Annotated in this window: 10 protein-coding genes; 4 read left to right on the top strand and 6 right to left on the bottom strand. The window is 44.5% G+C overall.

Annotation, left to right across the window (positions count from 1 at the left end):
• The first annotated feature begins 173 nt into the window (after positions 1-173).
• Complete coding sequence (locus AWH66_RS05580; RefSeq protein ID WP_063606028.1) at positions 174-1,859, top strand: AMP-binding protein; 1,686 nt, start codon at positions 174-176, stop codon at positions 1,857-1,859.
• A 41-nt stretch (positions 1,860-1,900) separates the two neighbouring features.
• Here AWH66_RS05580 and AWH66_RS05575 read toward each other — a convergent pair whose 3' ends face one another.
• Complete coding sequence (locus AWH66_RS05575) at positions 1,901-2,116, bottom strand: DUF1127 domain-containing protein (protein WP_063606027.1); 216 nt, start codon at positions 2,114-2,116, stop codon at positions 1,901-1,903.
• Positions 2,117-2,207: 91 nt separating this feature from the next.
• Between AWH66_RS05575 and AWH66_RS05570 the strand changes: the two genes are divergently transcribed.
• Complete coding sequence (locus AWH66_RS05570; protein WP_063606026.1) at positions 2,208-3,149, top strand: LysR substrate-binding domain-containing protein; 942 nt, start codon at positions 2,208-2,210, stop codon at positions 3,147-3,149.
• A 56-nt stretch (positions 3,150-3,205) separates the two neighbouring features.
• Here AWH66_RS05570 and fusA read toward each other — a convergent pair whose 3' ends face one another.
• Positions 3,206-5,287 (bottom strand): elongation factor G, encoded by a 2,082-nt coding sequence (gene fusA / locus AWH66_RS05565; protein ID WP_063606025.1) that lies wholly within the window; start codon positions 5,285-5,287, stop codon positions 3,206-3,208.
• A 293-nt stretch (positions 5,288-5,580) separates the two neighbouring features.
• Positions 5,581-6,960, bottom strand: a complete 1,380-nt coding sequence (gene radA, locus AWH66_RS05555) for a DNA repair protein RadA (protein ID WP_063606023.1) — start codon at positions 6,958-6,960, stop codon at positions 5,581-5,583.
• Between the two features lie 262 nt (positions 6,961-7,222).
• Here radA and AWH66_RS05550 point away from each other — a divergent pair, with 262 nt between their 5' ends.
• Entirely contained in the window at positions 7,223-9,568 is a 2,346-nt protein-coding gene (locus AWH66_RS05550) for a PilZ domain-containing protein (protein WP_063606022.1), read from the top strand.
• A 51-nt stretch (positions 9,569-9,619) separates the two neighbouring features.
• Here AWH66_RS05550 and serB read toward each other — a convergent pair whose 3' ends face one another.
• Positions 9,620-10,588: a phosphoserine phosphatase gene (gene serB, locus AWH66_RS05545; protein ID WP_063606021.1), complete on the bottom strand. Its 969-nt coding sequence runs from the start codon at positions 10,586-10,588 to the stop codon at positions 9,620-9,622.
• A gap of 107 nt (positions 10,589-10,695) precedes the next feature.
• Between serB and AWH66_RS05540 the strand changes: the two genes are divergently transcribed.
• Positions 10,696-11,295: a YtjB family periplasmic protein gene (locus tag AWH66_RS05540; protein WP_063606020.1), complete on the top strand. Its 600-nt coding sequence runs from the start codon at positions 10,696-10,698 to the stop codon at positions 11,293-11,295.
• Positions 11,296-11,383: 88 nt separating this feature from the next.
• Here the strand turns inward: AWH66_RS05540 and deoD are convergent, their stop codons facing one another.
• Positions 11,384-12,103 carry a purine-nucleoside phosphorylase gene (deoD, locus tag AWH66_RS05535; protein WP_063606019.1) on the bottom strand — a complete coding sequence of 240 codons (720 nt, stop codon included), beginning with the start codon at positions 12,101-12,103 and terminating at the stop codon, positions 11,384-11,386.
• Between the two features lie 103 nt (positions 12,104-12,206).
• Positions 12,207-13,427 (bottom strand): phosphopentomutase, encoded by a 1,221-nt coding sequence (locus tag AWH66_RS05530; protein WP_063606018.1) that lies wholly within the window; start codon positions 13,425-13,427, stop codon positions 12,207-12,209.

Here is a 13,427-nt window from a genome sequence, read left to right as displayed (position 1 = left end):
CCACTCAACTCACATTATTGGAGCTTTTGCTCCAATAATGTGCTTGAGCCCACAATAATCCGTCATTAGCATCTTGCGGTACTTACCCATAGTGACTAGTATTGTAATGTTAACAACACATTAACATTACAATAACTATAAATTATCGTTCTACACGAAAACGGAGTTCAGGAATGATACTGCCTAATGAAAGCACTCTCTCAAGTTGTACCCTACCGCCGCCCAACGAGATGATCCTAAAATGGGCGCAAGAAAGACCGAATGAAGTTTACTTAAAACAAATTATTAATCGTGAGTTCGTCGAATTCACTTATGCTGATGTAGCAGATAAAGCACTACGTCTTGTTTCTGCTCTTCGTGGTCTTGGCATACAGCCAGGCGAAAAAGTCGCGCTCATTTCCAAAAACTGCGCAGAGTGGTTTATTTGCGATTTAGCGATGATGCTTGGCGACTACATCAGTGTACCAATTTTCCCAACCGCTGGTGCCGATACCATCGAATACTGTCTAACACACAGTGAAAGTAAGGTGTTGATTGCAGGTAAACTTGATGATGCTAAAGCAACCACCTCTGTCATTGAATCTCTTGGTGACCTAATCACGATTTCTCTGCCTTACGATACCGCGCCAGATTGCCAGTACACGTTTAATCAATTGGTAGCCGATAGCAAGCCAAGTGAAGAACGTCCTGTCCACTACGACGACAAGCTGATGTCGTTAGTTTATACCTCGGGTACCTCTGGGCTACCAAAAGGTGCCATGTTGACCTATGGCGCATTTAGCTGGTCGGTTCAAAGACTTATCGACCATATTGGCATTGAACCTAACGATCGTCTGTTCTCTTATTTGCCACTAGCTCATATTACTGAGCGAGTGTACATCTTTGGTTCATCAGTAGTAGGAGGCGTACAGACTGCATTCCCAGAATCACTAGATACCTTTATTGAAGATGTGAAGATGCAGCGTCCAACACTGTTCATTTCAGTGCCGCGACTATGGACTCTGTTCCAGCAGCGTATTCAAGATAAGCTGCCACAGAAGAAACTCAACATTCTACTCAAGATACCGTTCGTCAATTCCTTGATTAAGAAGAAGTTGGCAGACGGCTTAGGCCTTGACCAAGCACGAGTACTTGGTTGTGGTTCCGCTCCAGTGCCACCAGCTCTGTTAGATTGGTATCACAGCGTCGGACTGAATATCACTGAAGCCTGGGGCATGACTGAATCTTTCGCGTATAGCACTATCAACTACCCATTCAGGGCAGATAAAATAGGTACTGTTGGTAATGCAGGTCCAGGTATTGAGCTTAGGATTGCCGAGGATGATGAAATCATGGTTCGAGGCCAAGGTCTCTTTTCGGGCTATTACAAAAATGACATCGCTACTCAAGAAGCATTTAATAGCGAGGGATGGTTGCATACTGGCGATATTGGCGCTATTGATGGCGAAGGCTACCTAACCATTCAAGGTCGTAAGAAAGACACCTTCAAAACGGCTAAAGGTAAGTTTGTCGCGCCTGTGCCTATCGAGAAAAAGCTTGCGGAATACAGCCGTGTCGAAATGATGTGTTTAATAGGCTTAGGGTTACCAGCTCCAATCTTACTCGTTGTGCCTCACGACTTCCCTAACTTTGACAAAGCACGCTACGCACGTACCGCTGAGCGTGTCGTTAAGCGCATGAATCAAGAACTTGAGTCTCATGAGCAAATCAAAGGTGTGCTAATGGTTAAGGAACCATGGAGTATTGAGAATGGGTTACTGACACCGACACTGAAAATCAAACGCCACTTGCTTGAACAGAAGTACCATGAAGTCGGCCATAGCTGGTCTAAAGATAAACTGGTTGTTTGGGAAGAGTAACACTCTCGTATACTAGATAAAGGCGACGTTAGTCGCCTTCTTTATTTGTATTGCCAAAATGGTCTTCGACTTTCTCTATTGGCCTGCTCTCTGGTCACTCCAATGTCTTCCAACAGATGATCTGGCATTTCCGATAGCACTTTTCTAGTGCGTTGATTCTGACGCCATTGCCTGACGTAAGTTAAGATTAACTTAGTCAGCGAGCCTTTCTCTGCTTTATCTTGTACATATTGATCGGAGTTGATTGTTTTATCCATTGCCTATTCTCCTCTGTTTTGTATAATTTTCATGCAAAACATCAATATGTGACAAACGATCTATTTTGGCTTTGAGTTAAGGAAAACTTAAGTGAAAGAAAAACTGCCTCCTCTTCAAGGACTTTACTATTTCTATAAGGCGGCTGAGCTAGGCAGCTTTAAGATGGCCGCCAATCGCCTGTTTGTTTCAGCGGCTGCAGTTAGTCAACAAATTCGACAGTTGGAAGAGAGCCTAGGTTGTCATTTATTTTATCGGCAGCACAGGAAAGTGTTATTAACGCTAGAGGGCCAACAACTTTATAGAGAACTTGCTAAAGGCTTTGAACATATATTCACCGGAGTTCAGAGTGTCAACCAAGATCCCAATCCCAATCGTTTGTCCATCTCGACCTTACCATCATTTGCTCAGCATTGGTTGGTGCCGAGAATACAAAGCTTTCGTCAGCAAAACCCTGATATTGCTCTGTTGATCGAGCCTAACAACCAATTGGTCTCTTTTCAGGATCAATCCGTTGATATTTGTCTACGTTATGGTGAAGGTATCTATGAGGGCGTGCAAAGCCACTTACTCATGGAAGATATTATCTACCCTGTGTGCCATCCGTTATACCAACAGCAACACCAGATTTATGATGTTCAAGATTTGCATCGAGCCGACCTGATTGAAGATACTTGGCCGGATATGGATTGGAACTTGTGGCTACAACATGTCGGTGCACCAGTAGGCAATCGAACGCTACAATATAACGGCTCGCACTTCGTTGTCGAAGGCGCACTGTCTGTTCAAGGCGTTGGGCTTATCAAACACAGCCTAGCCTACCGCTACATTAAAGAAGGAACCCTAGTGCGAATCGGTAATTACGCACTCAAGCCTAAGTTTGCCTATTACCTATGTGCTCCCGAGCATTACTTCAATCGACCTAAACTCAAAATCTTTATTCAATGGCTACAGCAAGAAGTCGCCGACTTTAAGCAGTGCGATATGTCTCATTTAGATATTATCGACACCGACTACGTACTCAGGCCGTTATAAAGACAGCAAAAAAAAACCGCCATAAGGCGGTTTTTTTATTCAAAGGAAAAGACGAATTACTTCTTCTCTTCTTTCGCTTTAGCAATAACTTCTTCAGCAACGTTTGCTGGACATGCATTGTAGTGTGAGAACTCCATAGAGAACTGACCACGACCAGAAGTGATTGTACGTAGGTGACCGATGTAGCCGAACATCTCAGATAGAGGTACGTCAGCTTTAATACGAACACCAGTAGCACCAGCTTGTTGGTCTTTGATCATGCCACGACGACGGTTAAGGTCACCGATTACATCACCAACGTTATCTTCTGGAGAGAATACGTCAACGTGCATGATTGGCTCTAGAAGTTGAGCACCAGCTTTTGGCATAGATTGACGGAATGCACCTTTCGCTGCGATTTCGAATGCGATTGCAGACGAGTCAACTGCGTGGAAGCCACCGTCGAATAGTTCAACTTCAACGTCTAGCGTTGGGAAGCCAGCAAGAACACCGTTTTCCATCATAGATGCAAAACCTTTCTCAACTGCAGGCCAGAATTCTTTAGGTACGTTACCACCAACAACTGTTGAAGAGAACGTGAAGCCAGAGTTTGGCTCACCTGGTTTGATACGGTAATCGATCTTACCGAACTGACCAGAACCACCAGACTGTTTCTTGTGCGTGTAGCTATCTTCAACTGCTTGAGTGATAGTTTCACGGTAAGCAACCTGTGGTTGACCTACTTCAAGCTCAACACCGTAAGTACGCTTAAGGATATCAACTTTGATGTCTAGGTGAAGTTCACCCATACCTTTCAGGATAGTTTCACCTGAATCTTCATCAGTCTCAACTTGGAAAGATGGATCTTCTGCAACCATCTTACCAATCGCGATACCCATTTTCTCTGTAGAACCTTTGTCCTTAGGAGATACAGCAATAGAGATTACTGGTTCTGGGAAGATCATTGGCTCAAGAGTACATTCGTGCTTAGGATCACATAGAGTGTGACCAGTCTGAACGTTCTTCATACCAACAACAGCGATGATGTCACCAGCTTGTGCAGTAGTTAGTTCGTTACGCTCGTCAGCTTGCATCTCAACCATACGGCCGATACGCTCAGTTTTACCAGTTGCAGAGTTAAGGATTGTGTCACCCTTATTCATAACACCTGAGTAGATACGGATAAACGTTAGAGCACCGAAACGGTCGTCCATGATCTTAAATGCTAGAGCGCGTAGAGGCTCTTCAGCAGAAACAGTTGCAACTTCACCAGTTGGCTCACCAGTTTCTGGATCAGTTAGTGGCTGAGGATCTACTTCAGTTGGAGCTGGTAGATAATCAACAACTGCGTCAAGAACTAGCTGAACACCCTTGTTCTTAAATGCAGAACCACAGAATGTTGGGAAGAATGCTAGGTCACGAGTACCTTTACGGATACAACGCTTGATGTCTTCGATTGAAGGCTCTTCACCTTCCATGTACGCTTCCATTAGGTCATCGTCTTGCTCAACAGCAGTTTCGATAAGCTCTTCACGGTAAGTTTCAACGTCGTCAACCATGTCAGCTGGAACGTCTTTAACTTCGTAGTTTTCTGGAAGACCAGAGTCATCCCATACGTATGCTTTACGGCTTAGTAGGTCTACAACACCAACGAAGTCGTCTTCACGACCGATTGGAAGAACCATTACTAGTGGGTTTGCAGCAAGAACGTTCTTAACTTGATCAACTACGTTGAAGAAGTCTGCACCCATACGGTCAAGTTTGTTAACGAAGATGATACGAGATACTTCTGATTCGTTCGCATAGCGCCAGTTAGTTTCTGACTGAGGCTCAACACCACCAGAACCACAGAATACACCGATACCACCATCTAGTACTTTCAGAGAACGATATACTTCAACTGTAAAGTCAACGTGTCCAGGAGTATCGATAACGTTTAGACGGTGATCGTTCCAGAAACAGCTAACTGCCGCTGATTGGATAGTAATACCACGCTCAGCTTCCTGCTCCATGAAGTCAGTAGTTGATTCACCATCATGAACTTCACCAGTCTTATGGATTTGGCCAGTCAGTTTTAGGATACGCTCAGTTGTTGTGGTTTTACCCGCATCAACGTGCGCGAAAATACCAATATTTCTGTATTTTGATAAATCAGTCATCGTTTTACTCTGTTAATAGGATATAAAATGCGCGCAGAGTATATCACAATCTGTCAAGACGGATAGCTTTGCGTGCATTCGTATTAAAAAAAAGTTATGCCTTCGTGGCGTATTAAGGTGCCAAATAGAGCAAAACTGCCTCTAAACGCTTGTTACACCTAGCTTCACCAGTGTTGGCTGCTGTTGTTAGTTCGCAGTTAATTTTAGCTGCTCTTCGTGATTTTTCGATGTCATTTCGCAAAATCATACATTTTGTTGGCGACATTCTACCTAATTTTTCACAAAAACCATCATTAAAGTTCATCGAAAGCAGAAATCGCTTCAGATAGCTTCTTAACTCCGTGGATTTGCATGCCTTCAATACCGCCTTTTGGCATATTTGCCGCAGGTACGATGGCTTTCTTGAAACCGTGCTTAAACGCTTCCATTAATCGCTCTTGACCACTTGGAACCGGACGAATTTCGCCCGCCAGCCCAACTTCACCAAACACGACGACATCTTTGGGTAATGGACGATCTCTAAAGCTTGAAAGTAACGCCATCACTAAGGCAAGGTCAGCACTGGTTTCGGTGACTTTGACGCCACCAACCACATTCACAAATACATCTTGATCAGCCATTTGCAGACCGCCATGTTTATGCAAAACAGCAAGCAATAAAGACAAGCGATTTTGCTCTAAGCCAACTGCAACTCGGCGTGGGTTTGCTAGCTGGCTATAATCCACCAGTGCTTGAATCTCAACCAATAGTGGACGCGTACCTTCCCACACCACCATAACCGAGCTGCCTGACGTTTCTTCTTCACCACGAGAAAGGAAAATCGCCGAAGGGTTACTCACTTCCTTCAAACCTTGTCCCGTCATGGCGAATACGCCTAGCTCATTAACCGCACCAAAACGGTTTTTGTGGCTACGTAATGTTCTAAATCGGCTGTCCGTTCCACCGTCGAGCAACACCGAACAGTCAATAATATGCTCAAGAACCTTAGGACCTGCCAACGTGCCATCTTTAGTCACGTGACCAACAATGAAGATCGCGACGTTATTCTGTTTAGCATATCGAGTTAATGCGGTTGCCGACTCTCTTACCTGAGCCACACTGCCTGGCGACGATTGGACATCAGCCACATGCATAACTTGAATGGAGTCGATAACCATCAGCTTCGGTTGTTCTTTCTCTGCTACTTGGCAAATACGATCTACGTTGGTTTCAGAAAGCATTTTTAGGTGCTCTTTTGGCAAGCCTAAACGAGATGCTCGCATGGCAACCTGCTGCAAGGATTCTTCACCCGTGACGTAAAGAGTTGGCATCTGCGACGATAGCCAGCACATTGCTTGTAAAAGCAGTGTCGATTTACCTGCCCCGGGGTTACCACCAATTAGGATAGCTGCCCCAGGGACCACCCCACCGCCCAGCACACGGTCAAGTTCTTTAAAACCACTGGTAAATCGCGGGACCTCTTGTAGGTCAATCTCAGACAAGGTTTGGACACTGGATTCCGTGGAGTTGCCTGCGTAACCGGTCAAGCGTTCATTACGAGCGACTTGAGGTGATGCCGCTAAACGAACCTCACTAATGGTGTTCCAACTACCACATGCGTTACATTGCCCCTGCCAACGAGGGAAGTCAGCCCCACAGTCATTACATACATAAGCTCTTTTCGCTTTTGCCATTTTTAACTCAACCCGTCACGATAAATGCTCAAATAAATGCAATCCATTGCACCTTTTATTGAGAAATGTATTAATTTTCGAAAATGTTCAGCGATAAAATTTGTCAAGAATCGACAAGAATCTAAAAATAGATCCGATAATTACCTTATATTTATCAGTAGATAACATTAAGGTTTTCGGCATGGTAGCCGATATAATAGCTTCACGCTGTGCTATTTCTTGATGACACTCATCATCTCAAAGGGACACTTTAACAAAACTCATGCAGCAACCTGAAATACTTTCCATCGCAGAACGCTTGATTTCGGCGTATCACGCTGATGACTTTGATTATGTACTTAGTCAAGTGACCGAGGGTGAATCTCCCTCGACAAAACTCCTAGTTAAAATGGAACTCAATCGCCTTATGGCCCCTTGTCATAAGCGTATTGACCTTCGTGGTCGAGTCACCAGCAATTGCCATGAGTACCAACTTAATGGGCTCGCTCACTGGCTTGATGACCGTGCATTTGATAGTTACCACAAACTGACCAAGAAATTTGGCGGCTACACTGAGGGCGTATGGGAATCGTTAGTTAATAAGAAAACCTTAAGCAATCTTGGTGATGAGCAACGTGCCGCACATGAGGGCGAACTGACCGATCCACAAAGCCCTTATCTGGCGGACGCCATTAACTTAGGTTACGACCTAAAGCGCAAAGAGAATCGCCTTAAACTTGAATCTCAAGTGTCTATTCAATTGGAAAATGGAGACGTGGTCACTGGACTTAGTGTCGATCTCTCTAGTTCAGGAGCCAAGTTCAAAGTGCCTGGTACCTTTGATTACGACTTAGGCCAAGTCATTAGTGTTAGCTTTGACGAACTCGCCCAAACCAGTCAAGTTAAGGAAATCACCAAACCCATCGAATATCGTGTACTCGGTGTCGATGGTCTGCACGGTGTCTCCCCGGTTAAGTATCTAAGAACACTAAGATTGTCGCGCACTAACGCGGTCGAAATGGTGGTTGAAAAGCTACTGAATACTGAATCAAAAAAAATCCGCCACGATAATCAAGATAGGATTACCCGAGCTCGTACTCGAGGTTTCGAACACAGTTACCTTAAACACGCGTGTAACCTACCGCTGTTTTTTAGCGGTAATGAACTGAAAGTGGCACTGCTAACAGAAAATAACCAAGACATTTGGCACTACTGGCATGATGAGCGCAATCAACAATCGCTGGGTGCTTTGTTTTCTCGAGAGAGAATGGATTTACTGGTCAAAGCAGGCATCAAAGGCTGTAGCAACGTACTTTATACCTTTACCCACGAACATCAGGGGATGAAATTGTTTTATTCCATGATGATGCCAGAAGCGGATCGTCAAGAACGTCAATTGTTCTGGCATATTGGCGGACGTCGAGATAGCTGGAAAGCATTTCGTCTCTCCGTGTTTGAGCTGTCCGAAGAAGATGTCACCACGATTTCACACAACTACAGCGATCTCGTGAATGGTAATGAAAAATTGACTCACTTCGGTATTCTGCAAGAGATCAGTGACGCCAGTTCAGCCGCTGACTACCTCTTTACAGAAAAACCTCGTCTTCCGGCTAACAGTCTAAATCGTTTTAGACACCCTAGAAAAGTAGAAAGCCAGCCAAGAGGTTTGTATTTCGACGCGCAATCCAGACGCAAAGAACCGCGATATCAATTCAGCACGCCGCTGTTTGTTCAATGTGATGAAAACACTGTCATTCGTGGAAAAACGCTCGACTTGTCTAAACGTGGCGCAAGCATAGAGCTATTGGAACCTTTGCCAATTAAAACAGGGGCGTTAATCTCGATAGATTACTTAGAGCTGAAGCGCTATAACGACCGTTTGCCATTGAACCGAGTCCCCTATGAGGTGGTTCGGCTATCTCAGGATCGCAAGACCGTACATTTATCGATTGTTGAGTCAGGCAAAACCATTAAGACCATCGCCTTTTTCAATGGCATGATTGATAACAATCAAGATAAATTAGTCGCTAAACAAGAGCTGCTTCCAAGTCCCGCTTTACTGGAATCCTTGCATAACGTCTTATTGGCTAAAATGGTCTCAACACCTATCTATATCGATAAACGAGGGACCTCAATAAAGAGTCGAACTGTTGGAGTCAATTTCCCTCTGCCAGGCTATATGCAGTTCTTAGAGCGAATTGGCCACGATCAAAAATTTGCCTTAGAACCCATTTTTAAAGGACGTAGCAATACGTTAATTGCAGAACCGATGAAGAAGAAACCCGGAGCAAAGCCGGTCTATCACGAACTGTATATTGGTGTCTTGAAGCTCGGGCAACGTATTCAGTCGATTCATACCAAATTACGCGAGGACTTTGAATCCACCCAGAGCCGGATTAAGTTTATTAAAGATGCGCTAAGTATGGGCGAACTCTACGTGTTAAGAATTTCCTCTGGCCCGGTGTATGACGCTTTGACAACCTTGATGAAGAAAGACATCAATGAACTGCTCTCGTTGAGTTTGAGCCACGCTCGCAACTTAGAAAATGAGATGACGTCCATTTGCGGCTATTGCGAGCTTATCGACATTACCGAAGAAGTATTGATTCGCTTAGAGCTAAATCATTAAGCTTCACCTATAAAACAAAGGGCGCTCAATGCGCCCTTTGTTGTCTTTCACTTACCAGTTGATTCGTTTTTGCCTTGCGAGTAACCCTGACAGCACACACACAACTCCACCTAAACCTGCATGATTAATGGCCACCTGTGCCTGAGCTTCAACTTTTGGTTTTGCGTGATACGCAATACCTAAGCCAGCCGACGCCATCATCACTAAGTCATTAGCGCCATCGCCCACGGCAATGGTGTTATGCGGCTCCACATCATACTCTTCCGCTAACTCTAACAAGATGTCTGCTTTAGTTTGCGCTGAGACGACGTCCCCAAGCACTTCACCAGTTAGCTTGCCATTTTCAATCACCAACGTATTTGATTGAGCAAAATCCAAATTCAATTTCTGCTTCAAGAAATCAGAAAAATAGGTAAACCCACCGGATGCAATGGCCGTTTTCCAGCCGTAAGACTGAAGGGTTTTTAGCATTTCTTCTAATTCTGGCATTAAAGGCAACTGTGAACGAACGCTCTCAAGAATCGCTTCGTCTGCATCTTTTAATGCTGCAACACGTTGGCGCAAACTCGCCTCAAAATCCAACTCTCCTTGCATCGCTCGCTCTGTCACTTCAGCAACCTGCTCGCCTACTCCAGCGAGTTTGGCGATCTCGTCAATACACTCAATCTGAATCGCAGTCGAGTCCATATCCAAGACAATCACTCCTGGCTTATTGAGGTCGGGAACATCATACAGTGCTGCGCAATCCACTTTTAGCTCATTCAAAATCACTTTATGGTCGGCGGTTAACTGACCATCCATCAGTGCCACTTCATATTGTCCGACCTGCCAAATGTCGAGAATTCGACTGGTTTCACCGATGTAGAAATCCATATCATTGAAAATATCAGGAGACAAATAGTGAGAATACATAATCCAACTGGCTTTATTTTTCTCCAGTTGATGAGACATGAGTGTCTCAGGGAAACGTTCCTTCAATGGAATACGTTTGGTAATCGCTAACGGCTTTACAGCGTCCATGGCTAATCCTTCCTTTAAAAAGCTCCTAAAACGTTAACCTATTGCAATTTGGTTGTGCAAGTATCAATATGAACCAATCAGTAATTTCATAGTACTTTTAAACTTATATGGACGGTTCGCTGTTTTCGTTTCGCAACTTTTTGAGGTTAGTAGCGCTTTGCTTAATCGCTGCTATGGTGTTCTTCATCACAACAAATAGCTTTGTTATCAGTAAAGGTAACGAGCGCATTCAAGCGAATCAGTTAGAAGTGCTTTCTAAGATTCTGATTTCTCAGGCATCACTCACTGCAAGGCAGATGCTGATTGATCAAGACCAGGAGCGTTTAGGCGCTCTGACCAACCAGTTAGCACAAGAGCGTCTGGTACTAGATGCTACCGTTTATGATTCTGAAGGGGTAAAAGTCGCCGCCAGTACTGACGCAAAAACTGCACGTGAAGTCTTAGGCCTCGATACGCCCCTCTCTACCGCCAGCATTGGTCGCCAACAACTTGTCGAACCGATCATCAACGATCATACCATCATCGGTTTTGTTCGAATCACCTTTGAAACCGGAAAGGTAACCGCAATTTCCGATCATCACTACCGTAAGAGTGATCGCTTTATGTATATGATGATCTTAATGAGCTTTATCTCTGGTGTACTATTGATGATCATCCTTAGAAAACAACCGAAAACCAAAGGCGAGAATTTACTGCTCAAGCAATAGAGCACCCTTTGTAGACATAAGCCATTCCCAGATACAATAAAGCCTCGCACAAGCGAGGCTTTTCTTGATACGTTTTTAAACGTCTTGCTTATTCTTTGTCACCTAGCAAAACAGAATCTAGAGCAATCTCCATCATTTCATTAAATGTGGTTGCACGCTCATCAGACGTCGTTTGCTCACCGGTCTTGATATGGTCCGATACGGTACAGATAGCCAGTGCTTTTGCACCGTACTCTGCTGCAACACCGTAAATGCCTGCCGCTTCCATCTCTACACCAACAATGCCATATTTGTCCATTACATCGAACATTTCAGGGTCAGGAGTGTAGAACAGCTCAGCAGAGAATAGGTTACCCACTTTTACGTTAATACCGCGAGCTTTTGCCGCTTCTTCAGCGTTCTTAACCATGTGGTAGTCGGCAATCGCCGCAAAGTCATGGTTCTTAAAGCGAATACGGTTCACTTTAGAATCAGTACATGCGCCCATACCAATAACAACGTCGCGCACTTTAATGTCTTCGTTGACCGCACCGCAACTACCTACACGGATAATCTTCTTAACACCAAAATCTTTGATCAGTTCAGTAACGTAAATAGAGCATGATGGAATACCCATACCGTGACCCATTACAGAGATGCGACGACCTTTGTAAGTGCCTGTGTAGCCATACATATTACGTACGTCACACACTTGTACAGCATCATCCAAAAACGTATCAGCAATGTATTTTGCGCGAAGTGGATCGCCCGGCATCAATACTACGTCTGCAAAATCACCCATTTCCGCATTAATGTGAGGAGTAGCCATGACTGTTTCCCTTTATTCTCAGTGCTTGTTCCTAGGACTTAGTGCCTAGAGATATGTTAAATGTACAACGCTCAAGTGAGACTTGAGCGTTGTTCGTTAATGATTATAGGAAGTTCTTTCCGTAATCCATTGAGGATGTACCAAAGTAACTTGCAAGGCTTTGACCAATATCAGCAAAGCTATCACGAAGACCTAAAGAACCTGCTGGAACCTTGTGGCCATAAACGATAACAGGAATGTGTTCACGTGTATGGTCAGTACCTGGCCAAGTTGGGTCACAACCATGGTCAGCCGTCAGAATAAGAACATCGTCTTCTTCCATCAGTTCGATTACTTCGTGAATACGAGAATCGAAGTACTCAAGCGCAGCTGCATAACCCGCCACATCACGACGGTGACCATACGCTGAATCAAAATCAACAAAGTTAGTGAAAACGATCGTGTTGTCGCCCGCTTCTTTGATTTGCTCTTTGGTTGCTTCAAATAGCGCTGGAATGCCTGTGGCTTTCACTTTCTTAGTGATACCGCAGTTCGCGTAAATATCAGCAATCTTACCGATAGATACCACTTGTCCCTGCTTCTCTTCAACAAGCTTCGATAACACGGTTGGCGCTGGCGGTTCAACAGAAAGGTCACGACGGTTACCCGTGCGCTCAAATTGCCCTTTACCTGGACCAATAAATGGACGCGCGATAACACGACCAATATTGTAATCCTCAAGCTCTTCACGAGCGATTTGGCAAAGCTCAAGCAGACGATCTAAACCATAAGTTTCTTCATGACATGCAATCTGGAAAACTGAATCCGCTGACGTATAGAAGATAGGTTTGCCCGTCTTCATATGCTCTTCGCCTAAGTCATCAAGTACTTGAGTCCCTGATGCGTGACAGTTACCTAAAAAGCCGTCTAAACCTGCACGTTCTAGAATGCGGTCAGTCAACTCTTTCGGGAAACTATTTTGCTTATCAGTGAAGTAACCCCAATCAAACAAAACAGGAACACCAGCAATTTCCCAGTGGCCGGACGGCGTATCTTTACCTGACGATAACTCTGCTGCGTGGCCATAAGCACCGATAATTTCGACGTCATCACGAAGGCCCTGAGCCAAAGCCCCGGTAGATTCTTTATGCGCCATGGCTAGGCCGAGCTTGCTCAAATTCGGTAGCTTTAGCTCACCGCTACGCTGATCGTTATCAGCCAAACCTTTTGCACACTGCTCAGCAATATGGCCCATTGTATCTGAGCCAACATCACCAAATTGCTCAGCATCGGCTGCTGCACCAATACCAAATGAATCTAATACTAAAATAAATGCGCGTTTCAT

Source organism: Vibrio barjaei, from assembly GCF_001639065.2.
In the GTDB taxonomy this organism is placed as follows: Bacteria; Pseudomonadota; Gammaproteobacteria; order Enterobacterales; family Vibrionaceae; genus Vibrio; species Vibrio barjaei.
Note: the sequence above shows the minus strand (reverse complement) of the source record. Positions and strands in the feature narration are given on the sequence as shown.